Raw genomic sequence first — 21,235 nt, forward strand, 5'->3', positions numbered from 1 at the left:
GCTGACCCCAGCCCGCCTGCACACCGAACTGCTCGACACGAGGAGGCCGTCATGACTGACGTGACGAACGCCAATGACACCGTCATTAGCGAAATCTTGGAGAAGAACCCGGAGCTCGAGGGCATCGGCAACTACGAATACGGCTGGGCTGACCCTGACGTTGCCGGTGCATCCGCGCGTCGTGGTCTGAGTGAGGAAGTCGTTCGGGACATCTCCGCCAAGAAGAACGAGCCCGAGTGGATGCTGAACATGCGTCTGAAGGCCCTGAAGTTCTTTGACCGCAAGCCCATGCCCACCTGGGGTGCGGACCTGTCGGAGATCGACTTCGACAACATCAAGTACTTCGTGCGCGCCTCGGAAAAGCAGGCGCAGTCCTGGGAGGACCTGCCGGAGGACATCCGCGACACCTACGAGAAGCTGGGCATCCCGGAGGCCGAGCGCTCCCGACTGGTGGCCGGTGTGGCCGCCCAGTACGAGTCCGAGGTGGTCTATCACCAGATCCGTGAGGACCTGGAGGAGCAGGGCGTGATCTTCATGGACACCGACACCGCCCTTCGCGAGCACCCCGAGTTCTTCGAGGAATACTTTGGCACCGTGATCCCGGTCGGTGACAACAAGTTCGCCGCCCTGAACACGGCTGTGTGGTCCGGTGGATCATTCGTGTACGTACCCAAGGGCGTTCACGTGGAGATCCCCCTGCAGGCCTACTTCCGCATCAACACGGAGAACATGGGGCAGTTCGAGCGCACGCTGATCATTGCTGATGAAGGCTCCTACGTGCACTACATCGAGGGCTGCACGGCACCGATCTACAAGACCGACTCCCTGCACTCGGCCAACGTGGAGATCATCGTCAAGAAGAACGCCCGCGTTCGCTACACCACCATCCAGAACTGGTCCAACAACGTCTACAACCTGGTGACCAAGCGGGCCATTGCCCATGAGGGCGCCACCATGGAGTGGATCGACGGCAACATCGGTTCCAAGGTCACCCAGAAGTACCCGGCCGTCTACATGACCGGCGAGCACGCCAAGGGTGAGACCCTCTCCATCGCCTTTGCCGGTGAGGGTCAGCACCAGGACACCGGTTCCAAGATGGTGCACGTGGCCCCCAACACCTCATCCTCGATCGTCTCCAAGTCCGTGGCCCGTAACGGTGGCCGCGCGGCCTACCGCGGTCTGGTTCAGGTTCGGGAAGGCGCTCACAACGCCAAGTCCAACGTGGTGTGCGACGCCCTGCTGGTGGACACCATTTCCCGGTCGGACACCTACCCGTACGTGGACATCCGTGAGGACGACGTCTCCATGGGGCACGAGGCCACCGTTTCCCGCGTCTCCGAGGAGCAGCTGTTCTACCTCATGCAGCGCGGCATTGCGGAGGAAGAGGCCATGGCCATGATCGTGCGCGGATTCGTGGAGCCCATTGCCCGCGAACTGCCCATGGAATACGCACTTGAACTCAACCGCTTGATCGAACTGCAGATGGAGGGCTCCGTTGGCTGACACGTCCAACACCACCACGCGACCCGCACCCGGGGCCGATGTGACCACCGCCGAAGACGACGTCGTTGCCGGGGTGCGTACCGATGAGGCCCGAGTGGCCATTCCTGGGATGACCCAGGAGGGCGAGAAGCTCGCCACGGAGCACACCGCAGGTGATGACAGCGAGGTTGAGGTCACCATCCGGCGCGACCCCAAGAAGCCGGCAGGAAACTCCCGTGCGGAGCGCACCGCCTCCTACGACCTTGCCGATTTTCCCGAGCTCACGGGCCGTGAAGAGGACTTCCGCTTCACCCCGCTGAAGCGTCTCAACGGGCTGCACACCTCCGACCTCACCGGTGAGGCACCGTCCGTGACGGTGTCCGGCACGGATCTGGTGACCGTGGAAACCGTGGGTCGCGACGACGCCCGCGTGGGTTCCGCCGGCATCCCGGAGGACCGCTTGTCCGCGAATGCCTGGGCGCACTTCTCCCAGGCCACCGTGGTGACCATCCCGCAGGAGGTCGAGGTCGATCAGACCATCTCCGTGGAGATCAAGGGCACCCACACGGATCCGGCAGCCCAGCACGTGATCATCGACGCCAAGCCGTTCTCCAAGGCACGCGTGGTGCTGCACCACAGCGGCACTGCCGTGGTGAGCCAGAACGTAGAGTTCACGGTGGGGGATTCGGCCAACCTGACCGTGGTCTCCCTGCAGGAATGGCAGGATGCGGGCACCGCCCACGCCTCCGCCCAGCACGCCAAGCTGGGCCGGGACGCCCGGTTCAAGCACGTGTGCGTGAGCCTGGGCGGCGACACCGTCCGCGTCACCCCGTCCGTGCGCTACACCGCACCCGGCGGTGAGGTGGAGATGTACGGCCTGACCTTTGTGGATGACGGCCAGCACCTGGAATCACGCCTGTTCGTGGATCACTCTCAGCCCAACTGCGTGTCCCGGGTGACCTACAAGTCCGCCCTGCAGGGCCGCGCAGCCCACGGTGTGTGGGTGGGTGACGTGCTGATCCGCCCCGAGGCCGAAGGCACAGACACCTACGAGCTGAACCGCAACCTGATCCTCAACGACGGTCCGCGCATGGACTCGATCCCCAACCTGGAGATCGAAACCGGCCTGATCGCAGGTGCCGGTCACGCCTCCACCACCGGCCAGTTGGACGCCGAACACCTCTACTACCTGATGTCCCGCGGCATCCCGGAGGTGGAAGCCCGCCGCCTGGTGGTTCGGGGCTTCCTGTTCGAGATCCTTCAGCAGATCGAGGACGAAGGCATTGAGGCCCGCCTGCGCGAGGTCGTTGAAGCCGAACTGTCCAACGCCGACCACTGAGCCCGGCCCACCACACATTTTTCACAGAACTTCAGGAGAGACATTGAGCACTCTGGAAATCAAAGATCTGAACGCATCCGTGCTGCTGGACGAGGACAACAGCAAGCAGATCCTCAAGGGCGTCAACATCACCATCAACTCAGGTGAAGTCCACGCCATTATGGGCCCCAACGGCTCCGGCAAGTCCACCCTGGCCTCCACCATTGCAGGTCACCCCAAGTTCCGCGTGGACTCCGGCTCCGTGCGGCTGGACGGGGAGGACGTCCTGGAGATGTCCGTGGACGAGCGCGCACGCGCCGGACTGTTCCTGGCCATGCAGTACCCCGTGGAAATCCCCGGCGTGACCACCTCCAACTTCCTGCGCTCCGCCAAGACCGCAGTGGACGGGGAAGCTCCCTCCCTGCGCACCTGGACCAAGGACGTCAAGGCCGTTGCCGACCGCTTGAAGATGGATCCCACCATGATTCAGCGCAACGTCAACGAGGGCTTCTCCGGCGGTGAGAAGAAGCGCATGGAGATCATGCAGCTGGAACTGCTCAAGCCAAAGATGGCACTGCTGGATGAGACTGACTCCGGTCTGGACGTGGATGCCCTGCGTGTGGTCTCCGAAGGCGTGAACCGCGCCAAGGAGGAAAACAACCTTGGCGTCATGCTGATCACCCACTACAACCGCATCCTGCGCTACATCAAGCCCGACTACGTCCACGTCTTCAACGACGGCCGGATCGTGGAGCAGGGCGGCCCCGAGCTGGCTTTGCAGCTGGAAGAAGAGGGCTACGACAACTACGTCGCAGCCGCTCGCTGATCCATCAGCCCGTTGCCTGGAAGGAGACGTCATGACTGAGACCGCAGAAGTTCCCGCAGGGGCGCCGTCGATCGACGAGGTCGAGGAAGCGCTCAAGAACGTGATCGACCCCGAACTGGGCGTCAACATTGTGGACCTGGGCCTGCTCTACGGGGCCTCCTACATGGAGGACGGGGCCCTGAAGCTGGACATGACCTTGACCACGGCAGCCTGCCCGCTGCAGGACGTGATCGAGGAGCAGGTGGAGCAGAACGTTGGTCCCATGGTTGACGAGTGGCACGTCAACTGGGTCTGGATGCCGCCGTGGGGCATGGAACGCATCACGGAGGACGGACGGGATCAGATGAGGGCTTTGGGCTTCAACATCTGATCTCGGCGCGGTCGTCAGGCCCAACCGGTCTTACCCGGCCCGCACGCCCCATACTGCCGAACGTTGCGAGTTCGTTCGATTCCACCCGTTGGAATCGAACGAACTCGCAACGTTCGGCAGTTCTGATTCAGGGATGGGGCGCTGCCCGCTATAACACCAATGGTATGTTTGCTGGCATGTGGACCGTTGCCGACCACCCTGACGCCGAACGTGAGTACGCCAAACTCGACGCTCGCGAGGCCGTGGCTGTGGACAACGCCATTGCGAAACTCAAACAGTCTGGACCGGGGCTTCCCTTTCCGCACTCCAGCGCAGTGAAGGGCGCCACAAAGCTGCGCGAACTCCGGCCCCGCGGTGGCCGAAGCCTTACTCGAGCCTTGTATCGGCGGATTGGGGACGTGTTCGTCATCGGGGCCTACGGGCCGGAAGCCCAGCACGACTCCAAGGGATTTGACCGAGCTTGCCGCGCCGCAGAGGAACGCCTGAACCAGATCGAAGAATGAAGGTGATGACCATGAAGCTCTCCGAGTTGAAGAGTCACGATCAGATCGCTGACGGGCGCCGGGAAGCCGACCCTGAGTACGCTGCTGAGGCCGATCGACTTGAACTGGCAGACGCGGTCAGTCGAGCGGTGGTCCGCTACCGCAGCGAGCACAACCTCACGCAGACGGCGTTCGGAAACAATTTCGGTTGGAAGCAGCCCCACGTAGCTCGGTTGGAACGAGGGGACGTCACACCATCGATCGAGACTTTGCAGCGACTGGCGCGTGCGGGGGTGGTTGAAGTTCACATCGAGCAGGAACGGACCTACGTTCAGGAGCTGGCCTCCGCATAAGGTACGCCCCATACTGCCGAACGTTGCGAGTTCGTTCGATTCCACCCGTTGGAATCGAACGAACTCGCAACGTTCGGCAGTTCTGATTCAGGGGTGGTGGGACCTCAGATGGCGTTGGGGTGCGTGGCCAGGGCCGTGGTCTCGATGCTCATGTACGGGAACATGGGGAATCCGGAGAGGATCTCATGCAGACGCTGGTTGGACTCCACCTCAAAGATGGAGACGTTGGCGTACTTTCCCACCACCCGGTAGATGGCCTCGAACTCACCTGAACGTTGCAGGGCCTGGGAGTACTCCTTCTCCTCAGCCTGCTTCTGGGCCACCTCCTCCGGGCTCATGGACTCGGGAAAGGTGACCTGCATCTGGCACAAGAACTTCATGTGGTGTCTTCCTATCGTTGGGTTGTCAGCGGATGCTGCCAGGATCATCCAGGTCAGTGGCGTTGAAGGTGTCGCACTGGCCGATGTCCCCGGTCCGGTAGCCGTTCATGAACCAGGCCATGCGCTGCTCGGAGGTGCCGTGGGTGAAGGCCTCCGGGTTCACACGCCCAGACGTGGTCTGCTGAATGTGGTCATCACCGATGGAGGCTGCGGTGGACATGGCCGCACGCAGGTCGTCCTCCGTGATGTCGTTGAGCACCACCGCACCGGTGAAGTCGTCGCTGGAGGCTCGGTTGGCCCACAGTCCGGCGTAGCAGTCGGCCTGCAGTTCCACTCGAACGGCACCTGAATCCGACCCCTGACGGGAGCTGGCGGCAGAGCCCAAGTAGCCCAGTTGGTACTGGATGTGGTGGGCGAACTCGTGTGCCACCACGTATTCCTCGGCCAAGGGTCCGCCTTGGGCGCCAAAGTCGGTCTGCAACGTGGCGAAGAACGAATCATCCAGGTAGACCGTCTGGTTGGACGGGCAGTAGAACGGACCCGTTGCAGAGGAGGCCGTACCGCAGGGGGAGTACTCGGAGCCGGAGAACAGCACCAGACCCGGCATGTTGTACTGCACGCCGGTGGACTCCGGGAGGTAGGTGGCCCACATGGCATCCAGGCTGTTGGCGGTGGCCACCACACGGCAGTCCGTGTGCTGATTGGCATCTGCACCGGTTTGGCACTTCTGCGCCAACTCGTCCTGAGCTTGAGCCGCGTTGCCGGATCCCGTGGAGTATTCCGAGTAGTTGCCCTGGTTGACGGCATTGTCCAAGCCACCCAGCATGGGCTGGCCGAACAGCAGCCCCAGAACAATGGTCAGGATCAGGCCACCACCCACCATGACGCCGCGGCCACCGCCACCCCCACGTCCGCCGGTCTGCACGCGGGACGTGTCCAGACGGGACCCCTGATTGAAAGTCATGTGTGCATCCTAATGTGAGCTGAGCCCCACAGCCCGTCAGGCGCAGCCGCCAATGCTCGCCGGGATCAGCCTCCGGTACAGCCCAGGTGCAGCCAGCACTAAAGGCAAGGTGCCATCGCCGGAACCATGCCAGCTGAGCCCACCGGACACGTCAGTCCAGTCCCCGCGCCGCCAACGCTTCCCCGGTGCGTTGCGCATGGGCCACCGCAGCAATCACGGCCGGCGTTGCTGCGCGGACGGGCCCCATCCTGATGCCGCGTGCTGCCGCGGCGCTTCGGACGTCCGCGACCACACCCAACAGGTAGGGAATGGCGCGCAGCATGATCTGGATGGCCAACCCCACCCGTTCCGGTTTGACCCCCACCCCACGCAAGGGCCCGAGCAGTCGCACCAGGCCGTCCAACAGCACTGCTTGCGGCGTGGTTTCCAGCAGGATCCGGGTGGCGAACATGGCACCCAGGACCGTGAGCAGCACCCCTGCCCCACGGTGGGGAGTCCCCACCAGCACGTGATAGCCGGCCAACAGGACGAATATCAGCAGAGCCGGCCGAATGGTGCCCCACCAGCTACGCCAGCCAACACCACCGGTGGCACCCAGGATCATCAACAGCACCACGCAGGCCAGCGGGACCGGCCACGGGTGATCAAGACCCGGAATCCAGCGTTGCCAGGGCAGCATCAAAATCACGGAAAGCACCAGCAGCGCCAGCCCCTTGGCGCCCACGGGCACTCGGTGCAGCCAGTTGTCCCGGGGGCGGTAGGTGCCGAACAACTCGCGTTGGGCGCTCACAACTGGTCCCAGCCAGGGAACCCGTCAACACACCATTGGTGGTAGTCGGCCACCAACTCGGGGCCTCCACAGGCGAACACCTGGCCGTCATGGATCACCACCACCTGCTGGGCTGTGGCAGCCAACTCGAGATCGTGGGTGGCGTAGACCAGTTGCTGTGGCAGACCAGCCAACCGCTCCATTAACCGCGCCCGATTCCGCAGATCCAACAACGTGGTGGGCTCATCCAACACCAGGACGGACGGTTCCACTGCCAAGACCGCCGTGAGCGCGGCCAGTTGACGTTGGCCACCGGAGAGGTCGTACACCGAATGATGCATCCGATCCGCCAACCCTGCAGCCGCCAACAAGTCCTGGGCAAGCTCCCGCCGCTGTGTGGCATCGGCTTCAACCTCACGCAGGGACAGCTCCACATCCTCCAAGGCCGTTGGCATCAGCAGTTGCGCCAGGGGATCGGTGAACACGAATCCCACTGTCCGCCGGGCCGCCTTGCGCTGTTGGACGACGTCGATCCCATGCACCGTGACGGAGCCATCACTGGGTGTCATGAGACCGTTGAGCAGTCGCAACACCGTGGACTTGCCGGAGCCGTTGAGTCCAAGGATCGCGGTCCGCGCCTGGGTCAGCTCCAGGGTGATGTCCTCCAGGATGGTGGTTTCCTGCAGTTGCCCGTCCACTCCGGGCAATCGCACATCCACCTGGTCCAGGTGGATGCCCAGGGCCGGGTTGGGTTGGGCGTCGTCGTCGTGGCGGGCAGCGGCCCGGGAGCGGCGGCCGAAGATCAACGGCTACCGGCCAGGCGCGGGAAGGCGCGGTGAACGGCGGCGGCCACCAGAGCAGCAGCGGCGCACTTGATGAGGTCACCGGGCCAGTAGACGACGTCGGCAAAGAACGCGTCCCGCAGGCTCAAGCCACCGTTGATGGACATTCCGGGAATGCCGGTCAGACGGCAGACCACGAATCCACCCAGGAGTGCGGCAACAAACAGGCCGATCAGCCGAGAGCGGTTGGTGCGGGCGCGGCGCAGTGCGGCATAGGCCAACAGGCCGGTGCACAGACCGGCCACGGCAAAGCCGATGATGTAACCGGCGGACGGTCCTGCCAGCACACCGGGGCCGCCACGGAATCCGGAGAAGATGGGCAGTCCGGCCACACCCACTACCACGTAGAGCAGCACGGCAAGACCGCCGCGGCGTCCGCCGAGCACCAGACCGGTCAGGTACACCGCCAGCGTCTGCAAGGTGATGGGCACGGCCAGCGGTCCCACGGGGATGGCCGGCATGACGGACATGACTGCGCAGAAGGCAGCGAACACAGCTATCAGTGCAAGGTCCGTACCGGCCGAGCGTTGCTGCGCAGGGCGGTGCTGGGGGTCGCGTGGTGTGGCGGATGGTGAGGCTGGGGACGTGGTGCTGGAAGAACTCATGCGAGCATCTTAAACACTGTTCAAGTTTGAGTCAGACCAGCGCCCCCGGGGTGCCGCGCGCTTGTCAGGGAAATGACCGTTCTGAGTGCGCCCAGCGGGTCATTTCCCTGACAAACGCGCGGCCTGCCCCACCCGCAACCGGGACACCGCCACCGAAGCCAGCAGCCCCACAGCGGCAACTGCCACGTAGAGCAGAACCGGGGACCACCCGCGATCCAACAGGGCACCCACGGTCAGGGGCGCCAGGATGGCTCCCACCCGGCCAACACCAATGCCCCAGCCCACACCGGTGGCACGCAGAGCGGGTTCGTACGTCATGGGGGAGAGGGTGTACATGCCGGCAATGCAGCCGTTGACCAACATTCCCACCACAACACCGGCGGAGAAGGCGACCGCTGGTACCGAGGTGGTGGTGATGAACAGGACCAAGGCGGCCGACTGCAGTATCACAAACACAATCAACACGGCCTTCTCACTCCAGCGTGAAGTCAATGTGCCGTACAACAGCGCGCCAAAGGTGCCACCCACCGTGAGCATGATGCCGCCCAGAATGCCCTGCTGCTGCGTCATGCCGGATTCCACCAACAGCGCCGGAGTCCAGGTGTTGGCAAAGTAGAAGCCGAACATCACCACAAACCAGCTGGCCCAGAGCAACAGGCTTTGTGAGCGGTAGCGGGTGCTGAGCACACCACCGGGACTCTGCTTCTGCGTTGACTGAGTCACGGTGGGGAGGGCGGGGGCGTCGTCGATCCCCAGTTTGCGAGCCACCGAGGCCGCGATCTGAGCGGAGCGCGGGTGGCGGCCAGTGGCCAGGTAGTCCACGGACTCGGGCAGCAGGGCGATGACCAGCCCCAGGACCACCACGGTGCAGATGGCCCCCACCAAGAACACCGAACGCCAGCCGAACATGGGGATCAACTGAGCGGCACCCAGACCGCCCAGCGTGGCGCCCACCCCGTAGCCTGCGGTGAAGACGCTGATGGCGATTCCGCGCCGCTTGTTGTTGGCGTACTCGCTGGCGATCACCGCCGTACAGGCCAGGATTCCGCCCACACCAATGCCTGTCAGAACCCGGTAGGCCGCCAGTTCCCAATGGGAGGACACCATGGAGGACAAGCCCATACCCACACCGTTGATGATCAGTGACACGATCAACAGCGGGCGGCGGCCGTAACGGTCAGCCAGCGGACCAATCACCAGGGAACCCACCGCCATGCCCACCAGACCCGCACTCAACAGCACACCCAGTTCAGATCCGGTCAGCCCGAATTCCTGGGACACAGCGGATCCGGTGAAGGCCATGGAGAGGACGTCGTACCCGTCCAGGGCATTGAGCAACCCGCACAGCCCCACCACCAACCACTGGTAGGCGGACATGGGGCGTTGATCGATGAAATCACGAAGGTTCACGGGGGTCCTTGGCGTTGCACGGTGGCACCGCCAACCGCGGTCCAAGGCAAAGCGTAGCCAATGATCAGCCGCTACCCGCGCCGCGTTTGACAGGGAAACAGCCACTTTATGGCGCCGCCAACGGCTCTTTCCCTGTCACAGCTGGGTGGCCCGGTCTGAGGCGGAGATCGTATGGGCGCAGCAATGTTTGACCACACTGCGTAGGAGAGTGACTCGCCGCTAGACTTGATCGGTCTTGCCGCCATGTTGCTTACTTGGCGGCGCTCCCACGAAAGGCTGTACCCCGTTGATCACTGTGTCCAACTTGGAATTGCGTGCTGGCGCGCGCCTGCTGATGGACCAGGTCAATTTCCGGGTACAGCGGGGGGACAAGATTGGCCTGGTGGGTCGCAACGGCGCAGGCAAGACCACCATGACCAAGGTGCTGGCCGGTCAGACGCTGCCGGCGGATGGTTCCGTGACCCGCACGGGCACCGTGGGTTACCTGCCCCAGGATCCCAAGGTTGATGACATGGAGCAGCTGGCCCGGGACCGCATCTTCTCAGCCCGCGGACTGGCGGAGGTGATCGCCCGGATGCGGGTGGCCGAGGAGGACATGGCCAACCCCACAGATGCCATCCGGGAGAAGGCCATGAAGCGCTACGCGCGGCTGGAGGCGGAGTTCGTGGCCGGTGGCGGTTACGCCGCGGAGTCCGAGGCCGCCACCATCACCGCAAACCTGGACCTGCCAGAGCGTGTGCTCACTCAGCCCTTGCGCACCCTCTCCGGTGGTCAACGACGACGCGTGGAGCTGGCCCGGATCCTGTTTGCCGATGCGGACACCATGCTGCTGGATGAGCCCACCAACCACTTGGATGCCGACTCCATCACCTGGCTGCGCGACTTCTTGAAGAACTATTCGGGCGGGCTGTTGGTCATCTCCCACGATGTTGAGCTCATGGAAATGGTGGTCAACAAGGTCTTCTACCTGGATGCCAACCGCGCCGTCGTGGACATCTACAACATGGATTGGAAGCACTACAAGCTGCAGCGTGAGCAGGATGAACACCGCCGCAAGCGCGAGTTCGCCAACGCGGAGAAGAAGGCCTCCGCCCTGATGGCCCAGGCGGAGAAGATGCGAGCCAAGGCCACCAAGGCGGTGGCCGCTCAGCAGATGATCAAACGCGCCGAACGCCTCATGGCAGGGGTTGAGGGGGAGCGCGTGGCGGACAAGGTGGCGGCCATCCGGTTCCCGGCACCGGCCTCCTGCGGCAAGACCCCGTTGCGTGGGCAGGGCCTGTCCAAGGCTTATGGCTCTCTAGAGATATTCACAGACGTTGACCTGGCCATTGACCGTGGTTCCAAGGTGGTCATCCTGGGGCTCAACGGTGCCGGCAAGACCACTCTGCTGCGGATGCTGGCAGGCGTCACGCAGCCGGATTCCGGGGTGATCGAGGCCGGGCACGGTTTGAAGCTCGGCTACTTTGCCCAAGAGCACGACACCCTGGACACGAACCGCACGGTCCTTCAGAACATGAAGACCGCAGCCCCCGAGCTCGCGGTCGCCCAGGCCCGCACCATTCTGGGCTCATTCCTGTTCCAGGGCGACGACGTCGACAAACCCGCCGGTGTCCTCTCCGGTGGCGAGAAGACCCGTTTGGCTTTGGCCACGCTGGTGGCCTCCTCTGCCAACGTGTTGCTGCTGGATGAGCCCACCAACAACCTGGACCCGGCTTCCCGTGAAGAAATCCTGGCCGCACTGCGCAATTACGAAGGTGCGGTGGTCCTGGTCTCCCACGACGAAGGTGCCGTGGAGGCTCTTGATCCGGAGCGCGTGGTCATGCTGCCGGACGGGATCGAGGACCTGTGGTCAAAGGAGTATCAGGACTTGATCTCATTGGCCTGACCCAGCACTTTGGCTTGACCCTAAGCATTCGCCGGATCCAGCAACAGGACTCCACGCTCGGCCAGCTGCGCCACGGCATCCCGAACCATTTGTTCTGCCTCCTCCGGGGCTTCCGGGTGAGAGGCCAGTTGATCCACCAGGGTGTCCAGCGGCGTGGGTTGATCCAGCGACTCCCAGATCACCGGTCCCAGTCCCTGCAACACCATGAAATTGCTGTCCACCAGCACGGCCAAGCAGTCATCAGGCAGCGCCAAGACGTCCTGGGCCGTGGCTCGTTGGACCCAGCCATCGGGCACAGTTGAAGTGTTTGCAGGTTCATCCACGCGGCCCTCGACTGGTAGCTCAACAGCCGACCAAGCCGGCGACTCCTGCACAGGTTCCGCAGCCAGGAGTTTCTCCAGCAGCGGTCCCACGGTGTGGATTTCCCTGTAGCGCAGCAGGTGGCATCCACCCACCCGATCCACAACCCCCGCCAGGGTTGCCAACCCACGGTCCAAGGCCGCCAGAGATGAGGTCTGCGGGACCAGGTGACCCAACGCATCGGCCAGGGTTAGGCGCTCAAGGTGGGGGGCGTCGTCGTGGTCGGGGTCGCGGGCCAGAACCACCACGGCACCCAACGTGGGATTCTGAGGAGTGGCCATCAGGCCGAGTTCGTCGGGGAAGAAGAGAGTTTTGGGCCGCTGACCGGAGGGCCCCAGGATGGACAGCGGCTTGGGGAACGGTGTGATGGCCAGCGAATCGGGGTCAATGATCACCGTTTCATCCGTCACGTACCCGAACTGGCTACCGAGTGCGGCCACCGCTGTGGTCTTGCCCGTCCCGCTGGGGGCCACCAGAGCAATCGTTCGCCGGGATTCAGGATCACTGAGTCCAGCCGCGTGGAACATGACGCGGTGACCGATGCCGGCGTCAATGGCGGTGGCCGTGACGTCACCAACCACCGCATCGCTGCGACCCGAAGGCATCTCCCCGGAGTCTTTCCAGTAGTCAGCCAGTACGACGACGGCCGGTGGTTGCGCCGCGTCCAATGCCTCCGGGAGGCAGCGATTCCAGACGGTGCGGATGGTTTCCAGGGACTCGTCGTCGATGCTGAGGTGGTTGATTCCCGCCCCTGCGGCTACCGGCAACGTTGGTTGAGTCACGCCGGGAGAGTACCAATGGCAATCATTCAGCGGCCTCGCGCGTGTCTGCGGACGCAGAGAGCTTGGTCACAGACTGTCACCGAGAGGACGCCATTACCAGCTGCAACGGAGCGAGGCCGTCGCAACTTGAAGCTGGGTCAAGGTCACATCTTCATGATGGTTCATGTAGGACATGCCCACCTGTTAATTTCACAGTGTCGCAACTGTGTCCAAAAGCATCCGGGGTGCGCGCGGGGATCGCGGGCAGCGGACTAGTTGCCACATTCACGCACGCAATTCGGGGAGAACCGCACGTCATGACTGAAACCACCATCTCGCGGCGAACCATCGCCAAGGGTGCGGCCTGGGCCGTACCCGCCATTGCAGTTGCTAGCGCAGCACGGCCTACGCCGCATCGCGGGCTGAGGTGACTGCCACCGTGTGCCGTCTGTTTTACGGTGGCGGCACCATCAACTACCAGGTGCACTCGATCTACCTTGGCGTCACCTCCAGCACGGGAGTCATCCCTGCAGGTACGCGACTGACCTGGACCGTCAATGTGTCTGGTGGCGGCGCGGGTACTGGTGGCACCAATGAAGTGCCGACGACCAACTCCTCTCAGAACAACATCTGGAGCCTGGAACTCTCGCAGCCCGCGGGCACGGCTACCTCCTCCTTCACAGCAACACTCGTGTTCAACCAGGACCTCACCATCGGTACAGGCACCTGGTGTGCACCCGCGCTGGTCTGGACCGACCTTTACTCGGTGCGTCCGGGTGCAAATATTTCAACCAGCACCACTGGCACGGTGGGTAGCAGCGGAACCTTCAGCGGTGGCGAGTTGTCCTACACCGTTGCCCGCCCTCACCCCACCTCCGTGAACACCACCGGTCGCACGCCGCACGTCTATCTGACCAGGTCCGGTGCACAGACGTGCTACCCGGCCATCTCATACTCCCGTTTGCTCAACACCAACGGCACGGACAACGTCACCACGTATCCCACCGGTGTCACCCCTCCGGGCAATCGTTGCTCCTGGGACGGTCGTTTCTGCAACAGCTCGAGCACGGGTCAGAGCAGTCCCGCGTACATTGGCGGCGCCGCCTCCGGTCAGCACGAGCAGCCCGCCGTCTGCTGATCCCACGGCACTACTAGATCTGTGGCCCCGCTTCTCACGTCGAGGAGCGGGGCCACAGGTCTTCAACCACCAGCAACAAGCTCAGTTGCGGCCGTGATGGGCCGCCAACAGGGCGTCTTCCTCCTCAGCATCCACCACCGCGTAGGTGCGCTTGACGCGTTTGGGACGCATGATGTCTTTGAGGTGGGCGGGCATGTCGTCCACCATCTCCAGCCGACGAACCACGTCCTCTTCCGTCATGCCATCGCCCTGGGGCACAAAGTTGCCTTGTGAGTCGTAGTACCGGGACAGTTCATCCTCAATCTGGGCAGCATATTCACGATCCCACTGATCGTTACGCACCTTCTGGCGCGCAGAATACCCGTAGGCCACAAACATCAACACGGCAAAGGCATCCCACTGCAGGGCGTAGGACAAGTTGGGACCATAGTCCAGGTCAGGTTGCACAAAGGACTCGGGAGCAACGTCCGGGGCTGGGCTCTCTGCAGCCACCTGGCCATAAGCCCCTTGGGACACATCCAACCCGGTGGCATCTGCAACACCCGGTAGGTAAATGGACGGGACCTGCCCGTCCGGGGACTGCCGGTTCACCTCACCCTCACCGGGTTGCAACCGCGCGGTCACTGTCACCGTGCCGGTGGGTGGGGCAGGAACCTCAGAAGCCGATCCGTCACCGGCATCAGAGGTGGCAATCCACCCCCGGTCCAGAACCACGGTGGACCCGGTCTCCGTACGGAACGGCACCAGCACCTCGTAACCGATCACCGCGTTGTGCGCGCGGTTGCGCACCAACAGGGTCTCACCGGGGAGGTATTCACCGGTAACCTCCGCAGGGCGCCATTGGTTGTTGGGGGAGAAGTCTTGGAACTGATCCACGGCTTCAGGGCCAGTCAGAGCAGCGGCATCGTAGTTGTTGATGATCAAGTCATTGCGAGCCGTCATGGCATCAGCGCGCGCCATCTGCCAGGACCCCAGATACACACACAGGGCAGAGGCCAGGCAGCACAACAGGAACCAGGCGATCCACCGCCCGGAAAGCAGAAACGAATAAGCCGCGATCTTGGATTTCACAGCGGCAGCACATCCTTGAGGAAACCGCGCAGGCGCAGAAAATTCGCCAGGTGCTCCCGGTGCTCATCACAGGCCGTCCAGACCTTGCGGCGTTCCGGGGTGTGCACCTTGGGGTTGTTCCATTCCAGCTTCCACATGGCCTGTACCGTGCAGCCTCGGCGCGAACACTGCACCGCCTCCGGGCCGGAACTCTGCGCCGCTTGGGATTGTGGCCCCTGAGACAGGGAACCCAACAGGTCGAAGGACATGGGGCCGGAATGCTCCTGGAAAACTACTGAATGAGTGGACCGTGCACTCGCACGATCAGGGCAGCCACCAGCCTAACCGTGTCAGCTGGCAGTCACCTTCACGACCATTCGCCTTCCACCACGGTTCTGTCTCGCACCACATCGGTTCTGTCCGGCTCCACTCCAGTTTGCCCCTCACGATGGAAATGGCCTTCACGGGAGGCCGCGGCGTCGTCGTCGTGGGACGTGTGGGGAACTGTAGAGAGTTCGAGGTGGTGCTCCGGGCTCATGTACTGGGAGGAACGTTCGGACTTGTCCGCGCCCGCATTGGCCAGCAGCACCGCAGACCACGGGAGAACCACCATGCCCACCACACACGCGATGCGCCACCAGATGTTGTCAATCAGCACGAACCCAAAAAAGCAGGCCACACGCAGCAACATCTGCACGCCGTAGACCTTCATCCGCCGCCCCATGTTCACGGACAGCGCCTCCGGAGTGGCGGTGATCGAGTGAACAGTGTCCCGTTCACGGCCCCTACGCGGAGCGCTGACGGACGACGACGACGGGGTCGGTGAGTGTGGCGGCCCAGGTCTGTCCTGGAGTTGTGCCATGTCTGCGGGAGTGAGGTATCGCTTGGCCAAATGACACCTCCTGAACAGTCCGGGCACGGTGGGCGTTGCACAGCCCAACAACTCATTGTGCACCCGTGTGAGCTTGCACCCAACCGTTGACGGAGCAAGGGCAGCAGGTACGCCTGCGATCCCCAGAATGGCCGGGTACGGCGCAATTCTGGAGCCTTTGCACAAGCCCACGTGCATCATCTGGTTGGGCGTGCCATAGGATTACCTACACAGGTGGGGATAGTCTGAGCCGGTCGCACGCAAGGTCACGTCCCCCTAACCGAGGTGACCACAGCGGCCACAACACGTCAGCATGACCGAAAGGCACCCATCTCCCATGGCAGTTGCAACCCCGGAAACCACAGAGCCCCGTGTTGTTTTGGTGACGGGCGGTAACCGCGGTATCGGCAAGTGCATCGCCGATTCCTTCCGCGCACAGGGTGACCGTGTGATCATCACCTACCGCTCCGGAGACGCCCCCGAAGGTGTTGACGCCGTGCAGTGTGACGTCAGCTCCACCAAATCTGTGGAAGCCGCTTACAAGGAAATCGAGTCCACCTGGGGTCCCGTGGAGATCCTGGTGGCCAACGCAGGCATCACCAAGGACACCCTGCTCATGCGCATGAGCGAGGATGACTTCACCTCCGTACTGGACACCAACCTGGTGGGTGCCTTCCGTGTGGCCAAGCGCGCCACCAAGGGTTTCCTCAAGCTCAAGCGTGGCCGCGTGATCTTCATTTCCTCCGTGGTGGGCGTGACTGGCGCTCCCGGCCAGGCCAACTACGCCGCTTCCAAGGCCGGGCTGACCGGCATGGCTCGGGCCATCACCCGTGAACTCGGTGCCCGCAACGTGACCGCCAACGTGGTGGCCCCCGGGTACATCACCACGGACATGACCGCGGAACTGCCGGAAGATGTCACCGCCAACTACATGACCTCCATCCCCGCCGCACGGTTCGGCGACCCGGAAGAGGTGGCGAACGCCGTGCAGTGGCTGGCTTCCCCCGGGGCCGGTTACGTCAACGGAACCGTGATCCGCGTGGACGGCGGGCTTGGCATGGGGCTGTGAGCGCCCTCTTGGTTGCGCTCAGTTGAGCTGGCCGCACCCGTGAGCGGTCCCTCCCATTGGGCTGTCCGCTCCGTCTGGATAGGCTGAACAAAACCGTTGTTTGCGTTGGGTGAGCCGCCGGAAACGGCCGCTGACCCGACGCAAATCCCCGAACTCAAGGAGATCTTGATGAACTCAGTTGCCGGCAAAACCGTTGTGGTCACCGGATCCTCCCGCGGGGTGGGTGCAGACACAGCCAAGATCCTGGCCGGTGAGGGGGCCAACGTGGTGGTCAATTACCGCCAGAAGGCCCCCCGCGCCAACAAGGTGGTCAAGGAGATCGAGGAAGCCGGTGGCAAGGCCATTGCCGTGGGCGCCGACCTCACGGACACCGACACCGTGCAGGCTCTGTTTGATCAGGCCGTGGAAGCCTTTGGCTCCGTGGACGTGGTGATCCTCAACGCCTCCGGCGGCATGGAATCCGGCATGGGCGAGGACTACGCCATGCGCCTGAACCGCGATGCCCAGAACGATGCCCTGACCACAGCCTTGAAGTACCTGCCGCAGGGTGGCCGCGTGGTGTTCGTGACCAGCCACCAGGCCCACTTCATCCGCGAGGTGGAAACCATGGATGCCTACGCTGACGTGGCCAAGTCCAAGCGCGCCGGTGAGGATCAGTTGACCTCCCGTATCCCGGAGATGACGGAAGCAGGCGTGGACTTTGTGGTGGTCTCCGGCGACATGATCGAAGGCACCGTCACCGCCACCTTGCTCAACCGCGCACAGCCCGGTGCCCTTGAGGCCCGCCGCGAGGCCGCCGGCAAGCTGCTGTCCGTCAACGAGTTCGCCACGGAGATCGCCAAGATGGTCACCGCCGACGTTGAGACCGGCCACATCGAGTTGGCGGGCGGCTCCGGGGATTTCCCCGCTGACGGTGGTGCCGCACAGCCCGTGAACTGAGGCTTCACCCGGCACGACGACGACGCCCTGCCGCGCCGCCGATCTCCCACCAACGGACTGATACCCCACGCAATGCGTGGGGTATCAGTGTTGTGAGGCGAACTGGGCCAGCAGCTGGGGAGTGACCGCCGCCGATTGCTCAGAGATCCGCGAAGAAGCGGACCGAGTCCAGGTTGGGCAGGTTGATCTGGGCGTCGGCCTCCGCGCGCAGGTTCGGCTTGCCGTTGAAGGCGATGCCGACCGCGGCGGTTTCCAGCATCTTGGCGTCATTGGCGCCATCGCCCACGGCAATCACCTGTTCCGGGCTGACCTGATCGGCTTGGGCCCATTCCCGCAGCATGCGTTCTTTGACGTCGGCATCCACAATGGGGCCCACCACGCGTCCGGTCAGGTGACCGTCCTCAATTTCCAGTTCATTGGCCAAGTGGTGATCCAGCCCCAGCTTCTGAGCCAGGGGAGTGAGGATCTGGCTGAAGCCCCCGGACACCACGGCAACGGTGTGCCCGGCACGGTGGAAGGTGTCCACCAGAACGCGGGCGCCCACGCTGAAACGGACCTGTGCCACCACGTCCTCCAGAACGGACACGGGCAGGCCTTTGAGCACCGCCACCCGCTCGCGCAGGGATTGCGCAAAGTCCAGTTCGCCGCGCATGGCACGGTCCGTGACGGCAGCGACCTCCTCCTGGCGGCCCACGTGACCTGCCAGGAGTTCAATGACCTCCTGCTGGATCAGGGTGGAATCCACGTCCATGATCAGCATTTTCTTGGCATCGGGATCAAAGAGCTGACCTGGAATGACGTTGACGTCAACGCTGTGCCAACGGAAGCCCATGGGATCCGGGCGCAGTTGGGTGCGCAGCTTCTCCAGGTCGCCACCGGTGACCCTGGCGGTCATGGCGGAGTACCCGGATGCTTCAGATTCTTCGCTGCCGCCGGAGGCGGTGGAGGTCACGCGAACGCGGCCGTAGTGCTCAACCGTGGCACCGGAGTCCTCGACCTCGGCCAGCATGGCTTCCACGTCTTCTGGCCGCGGGGTCTTGGACAATGCGATCACGGCGAGTTCGTCGGTCATGGCCGGGATTCTATCGGGCGTGCCAGCTGGAATGAACTTGGCAGCCCCGTGCGTGACCAGCGCCTCACCACCCGGAAACCAGCCGGCAACACCATCCGGGAGGCTAGATGATGCGGATTCAAGCTGCTGCCACACACCGCAACCCTGACCCGTCTGCCTGAGCCGCACTACTAGAGTTGTGCCCATGAGCGCTGTTGTGAACATGACCGATGTAGACCTTGTCCGCGGCACCAAGAACCTGTTGAACCAGGTCTCCTGGACGGTTCAGGACAGTGAGCGCTGGGTGGTTCTGGGCCCCAACGGCGCGGGCAAGTCCACGCTGCTCTCCATTGCGGCAGCCCGCCTGCACCCCACCCGCGGTGCCGTGGAGATCCTGGACGAAACCCTGGGCCGCGTGGATGTTTTCGAACTGCGCCCGCGCATCGGCCTGACCTCCGCACCACTGGCGGAGCAGATCCCGGCGCGGGAAACGGTGTTCGACGCCGTTGTTTCTGCCGCCTGGGGTGTGGCCGGCCGGTGGCGAGAGCGCTATGAACAGACCGATGAGGACCGGGCTCATGAACTCATCAAGGACTGGGACCTGCAGCGGCTGATTGACCGCAAGTTCGGTTCCCTGTCCTCCGGGGAGAAGAAGCGGGTGCTGATTGCCCGCGCCCTGATGACCGACCCCGAACTTCTGCTCCTGGACGAGCCCGCTGCAGGCCTGGACGTGGCCGGCCGGGAAGATTTGGTGGAGCGCCTGGACCAGCTGGCGGCCTCGGAGAATGCGCCCGCTGTCGTGATGGTCACCCACCACCTGGAGGAGGTTCCCCCGGGATTCACCCACGCCCTGTTGATCCGTGAAGGTTCCGTGGTGGCTGCCGGGCCGGTGGGTGAGGTCATGACGCCGCAGGCGCTGTCCGACACATACGGGATGCCGCTTAAGCTCGTGCGGGTGGGCAAGCGCTTCGCTGCCTTCCGTCAGGACTGACGCACTCGTCTGCGCACTGACGGTCACCCCGTGCCGTCTGAGCGGCACCCACACAGCAACAGAGGCTTGAGTCCGTGGAATGGTTCAGTGAGCTGGGCGCCAACTTCCCCTTTGAGTGGTGGCAGGTAGCCCTGATCTTGGTGGCCGGTGTGTGGGCCGGTCTGATCAACACCATTGTGGGTTCCGGCACCCTGGTCACATTCCCCGTGCTGGTGACCATGGGCGTGTCACCGGTCACGGCCACCATGTCCAATGCCATGGGCCTGATTGCCGGGAACCTGACCGGCGCCTGGGGGTACCGCAGCAAACTCAAAGGCGTGGTGCGCACCCTGCTCAAACTCATCCCGTGCTCCGTGGTGGGTGGCGTGGTGGGGGCTGCGTTGCTCATGCACCTGCCGGAGGAGGTTTTTGCCTACGTCGCACCCGTGCTGATCCTGGTGGCGCTGGGGTTCGTGGTCTTTCAGCCCCGGTTGCAGGCGGCCGTCCGGGCCAAGAAGGAGCAACAGGCCAAGCGCGCCGCTGGACGCGCTGAGGCTGCCGGGCAGCAGGCACCGCCGCTGGACCCGGACCGCGAGTCCCAACCGTTGAGCCTCTACATCCTGGTGTTCCTGGCAGCCGTGTACGGCGGCTACTTTGTGGCCGCCCAGGGTGTGCTGTTGCTGGGGATCCTGGGCGTGTTCCTGATGGCCTCCATGCAGTCCGCCAACGCGGTCAAGACCGTTCTGGTGGCTGTGGTCAACATTGTGGCCGCCCTGTCCTACGTGATCTTTGCCTTTGACCGCGTCAACTGGTGGGTGGTCCTGTTGATCGCTATCTCCTCCACCGTGGGTTCCTGGGTGGGGGCCAAGGTGGGTCAGCGCCTCTCCCCGGTGGCCCTGCGCACCGTGATTGTGCTCCTGGGTGTGGTGGCCCTGGCCAACATGATCCGCCAGCTCATCTGATCCCCCCGCTTTTCACGACGACGACGGAAGCTGACCCTTGGCCCGAATCATCCACCTCACTGACCCGAATGACTCACGCGTGGCCGATTACACGTCCCTGACGGATGTGGCGCTGCGCCGGAAGTTGGAACCAGAACGCGGGATGTATCTGGCGGAATCCTCCAAGGTGCTGCGCCGAGCCCTGGATGCTGGTCATCAGCCCAGGTCTTTCTTCATGGCGCAGAAGTGGGTGGATGATCTGGCTGATGTTCTGGAAGCCCATCCGGAGGTTCCCGTGTACGTGGGATCGGATGAGGTGTTAGAAGCCATCTGTGAGTGTCTACCTGGCTGGTCCGGGACCGGCTGGTCAGGATGGTTCCGGTCGCGCTGAACAGCGTG

General features: G+C 63.6%; 23 protein-coding genes and 1 pseudogene. 13 read left to right on the forward strand and 11 right to left on the reverse strand.

What is annotated here, in order from left to right; genetic code table 11:
• Window positions 1-51: 51 nt before the first annotated feature.
• From sufB to GTW58_RS02470, 6 genes are all read left to right on the forward strand, one after another.
• Window positions 52-1,503: a Fe-S cluster assembly protein SufB gene (gene sufB, locus GTW58_RS02445; protein WP_119933016.1), complete on the forward strand. Its 1,452-nt coding sequence runs from the start codon at window positions 52-54 to the stop codon at window positions 1,501-1,503.
• A gap of 109 nt (window positions 1,504-1,612) precedes the next feature.
• A complete protein-coding gene (gene sufD / locus GTW58_RS02450) occupies window positions 1,613-2,821 on the forward strand; it encodes a Fe-S cluster assembly protein SufD (RefSeq protein WP_119933046.1) in 1,209 nt (402 codons plus the stop codon).
• Window positions 2,822-2,864: 43 nt separating this feature from the next.
• Window positions 2,865-3,626: a Fe-S cluster assembly ATPase SufC gene (sufC, locus tag GTW58_RS02455; protein ID WP_119933015.1), complete on the forward strand. Its 762-nt coding sequence runs from the start codon at window positions 2,865-2,867 to the stop codon at window positions 3,624-3,626.
• A gap of 31 nt (window positions 3,627-3,657) precedes the next feature.
• Window positions 3,658-3,996, forward strand: a complete 339-nt coding sequence (locus GTW58_RS02460) for a metal-sulfur cluster assembly factor (protein ID WP_047690225.1) — start codon at window positions 3,658-3,660, stop codon at window positions 3,994-3,996.
• A 176-nt stretch (window positions 3,997-4,172) separates the two neighbouring features.
• A complete protein-coding gene (locus tag GTW58_RS02465) occupies window positions 4,173-4,499 on the forward strand; it encodes a type II toxin-antitoxin system RelE/ParE family toxin (RefSeq protein ID WP_157980577.1) in 327 nt (108 codons plus the stop codon).
• An 11-nt stretch (window positions 4,500-4,510) separates the two neighbouring features.
• A complete protein-coding gene (locus GTW58_RS02470; RefSeq protein WP_157980576.1) occupies window positions 4,511-4,831 on the forward strand; it encodes a helix-turn-helix domain-containing protein in 321 nt (106 codons plus the stop codon).
• Window positions 4,832-4,935: 104 nt separating this feature from the next.
• Here GTW58_RS02470 and GTW58_RS02475 read toward each other — a convergent pair whose 3' ends face one another.
• The 6 genes from GTW58_RS02475 to GTW58_RS02500 form a co-directional block, all read right to left on the reverse strand.
• Window positions 4,936-5,211, reverse strand: coding sequence for a muconolactone Delta-isomerase family protein (locus GTW58_RS02475; RefSeq protein WP_047690877.1), 276 nt, complete (start codon window positions 5,209-5,211; stop codon window positions 4,936-4,938).
• A 25-nt stretch (window positions 5,212-5,236) separates the two neighbouring features.
• Entirely contained in the window at window positions 5,237-6,175 is a 939-nt protein-coding gene (ypfJ, locus tag GTW58_RS02480) for a KPN_02809 family neutral zinc metallopeptidase (protein ID WP_119933673.1), read from the reverse strand.
• Between the two features lie 151 nt (window positions 6,176-6,326).
• Window positions 6,327-6,965 (reverse strand): energy-coupling factor transporter transmembrane component T family protein, encoded by a 639-nt coding sequence (locus tag GTW58_RS02485; protein ID WP_119933672.1) that lies wholly within the window; start codon window positions 6,963-6,965, stop codon window positions 6,327-6,329.
• Window positions 6,962-7,750 carry an energy-coupling factor ABC transporter ATP-binding protein gene (locus GTW58_RS02490; protein ID WP_231559434.1) on the reverse strand — a complete coding sequence of 263 codons (789 nt, stop codon included), beginning with the start codon at window positions 7,748-7,750 and terminating at the stop codon, window positions 6,962-6,964. Before GTW58_RS02490 ends, GTW58_RS02485 begins: the two co-directional genes overlap by 4 nt.
• On the reverse strand, window positions 7,747-8,391 hold the full coding sequence (locus tag GTW58_RS02495) for a biotin transporter BioY (RefSeq protein WP_047690883.1): 645 nt from the start codon (window positions 8,389-8,391) through the stop codon (window positions 7,747-7,749). The genes GTW58_RS02490 and GTW58_RS02495 overlap by 4 nt, the downstream gene beginning before the upstream one ends.
• 99 nt (window positions 8,392-8,490) lie before the next feature.
• Complete coding sequence (locus tag GTW58_RS02500) at window positions 8,491-9,801, reverse strand: MFS transporter (protein ID WP_119933671.1); 1,311 nt, start codon at window positions 9,799-9,801, stop codon at window positions 8,491-8,493.
• Between the two features lie 286 nt (window positions 9,802-10,087).
• Between GTW58_RS02500 and GTW58_RS02505 the strand changes: the two genes are divergently transcribed.
• Window positions 10,088-11,686, forward strand: a complete 1,599-nt coding sequence (locus tag GTW58_RS02505; RefSeq protein WP_119933670.1) for an ABC-F family ATP-binding cassette domain-containing protein — start codon at window positions 10,088-10,090, stop codon at window positions 11,684-11,686.
• A 20-nt stretch (window positions 11,687-11,706) separates the two neighbouring features.
• On the opposite strand, the gene GTW58_RS14965 is transcribed toward GTW58_RS02505, so the two are convergent.
• Window positions 11,707-12,828, reverse strand: a complete 1,122-nt coding sequence (locus GTW58_RS14965; RefSeq protein WP_119933669.1) for a PqqD family peptide modification chaperone — start codon at window positions 12,826-12,828, stop codon at window positions 11,707-11,709.
• A gap of 418 nt (window positions 12,829-13,246) precedes the next feature.
• On the opposite strand from GTW58_RS14965, the gene GTW58_RS02515 reads away from it, so the two are divergent.
• Entirely contained in the window at window positions 13,247-13,945 is a 699-nt protein-coding gene (locus tag GTW58_RS02515; RefSeq protein WP_157980575.1) for a hypothetical protein, read from the forward strand.
• Window positions 13,946-14,026: 81 nt separating this feature from the next.
• On the opposite strand, the gene GTW58_RS02520 is transcribed toward GTW58_RS02515, so the two are convergent.
• From GTW58_RS02520 to GTW58_RS02530, 3 genes are all read right to left on the reverse strand, one after another.
• On the reverse strand, window positions 14,027-15,016 hold the full coding sequence (locus tag GTW58_RS02520; protein WP_052209626.1) for an SURF1 family cytochrome oxidase biogenesis protein: 990 nt from the start codon (window positions 15,014-15,016) through the stop codon (window positions 14,027-14,029).
• Window positions 15,013-15,264, reverse strand: coding sequence for a hypothetical protein (locus tag GTW58_RS02525; protein WP_047690892.1), 252 nt, complete (start codon window positions 15,262-15,264; stop codon window positions 15,013-15,015). The genes GTW58_RS02520 and GTW58_RS02525 overlap by 4 nt, the downstream gene beginning before the upstream one ends.
• A gap of 98 nt (window positions 15,265-15,362) precedes the next feature.
• Window positions 15,363-15,887: a DUF3099 domain-containing protein gene (locus GTW58_RS02530; protein WP_157980574.1), complete on the reverse strand. Its 525-nt coding sequence runs from the start codon at window positions 15,885-15,887 to the stop codon at window positions 15,363-15,365.
• Window positions 15,888-16,203: 316 nt separating this feature from the next.
• Here GTW58_RS02530 and fabG point away from each other — a divergent pair, with 316 nt between their 5' ends.
• Both fabG and GTW58_RS02540 read left to right on the forward strand, forming a co-directional pair.
• Window positions 16,204-16,935 carry a 3-oxoacyl-ACP reductase FabG gene (gene fabG, locus GTW58_RS02535; RefSeq protein ID WP_119933666.1) on the forward strand — a complete coding sequence of 244 codons (732 nt, stop codon included), beginning with the start codon at window positions 16,204-16,206 and terminating at the stop codon, window positions 16,933-16,935.
• 168 nt (window positions 16,936-17,103) lie between these two features.
• The gene (locus GTW58_RS02540; RefSeq protein ID WP_047690905.1) at window positions 17,104-17,874 is read left to right on the forward strand and encodes an SDR family oxidoreductase; all 771 of its coding nucleotides are present in this window, start codon (window positions 17,104-17,106) and stop codon (window positions 17,872-17,874) included.
• 139 nt (window positions 17,875-18,013) lie between these two features.
• On the opposite strand, the gene serB is transcribed toward GTW58_RS02540, so the two are convergent.
• A complete protein-coding gene (gene serB / locus GTW58_RS02545) occupies window positions 18,014-18,946 on the reverse strand; it encodes a phosphoserine phosphatase SerB (protein WP_119933674.1) in 933 nt (310 codons plus the stop codon).
• 184 nt (window positions 18,947-19,130) lie between these two features.
• On the opposite strand from serB, the gene GTW58_RS02550 reads away from it, so the two are divergent.
• From GTW58_RS02550 to GTW58_RS02560, 3 genes and pseudogenes are all read left to right on the forward strand, one after another.
• Complete coding sequence (locus GTW58_RS02550) at window positions 19,131-19,916, forward strand: ABC transporter ATP-binding protein (RefSeq protein WP_119933665.1); 786 nt, start codon at window positions 19,131-19,133, stop codon at window positions 19,914-19,916.
• 74 nt (window positions 19,917-19,990) lie between these two features.
• Window positions 19,991-20,857, forward strand: a complete 867-nt coding sequence (locus tag GTW58_RS02555; RefSeq protein WP_119933664.1) for a sulfite exporter TauE/SafE family protein — start codon at window positions 19,991-19,993, stop codon at window positions 20,855-20,857.
• A 37-nt stretch (window positions 20,858-20,894) separates the two neighbouring features.
• Window positions 20,895-21,167, forward strand: a pseudogene (locus tag GTW58_RS02560) (TrmH family RNA methyltransferase); the annotation flags it as partial.
• Window positions 21,168-21,235: the final 68 nt, after the last annotated feature.

It is taken from the genome of Kocuria subflava, assembly GCF_012163155.1.
Lineage (GTDB): Bacteria > Actinomycetota > Actinomycetes > Actinomycetales > Micrococcaceae > Kocuria > Kocuria subflava.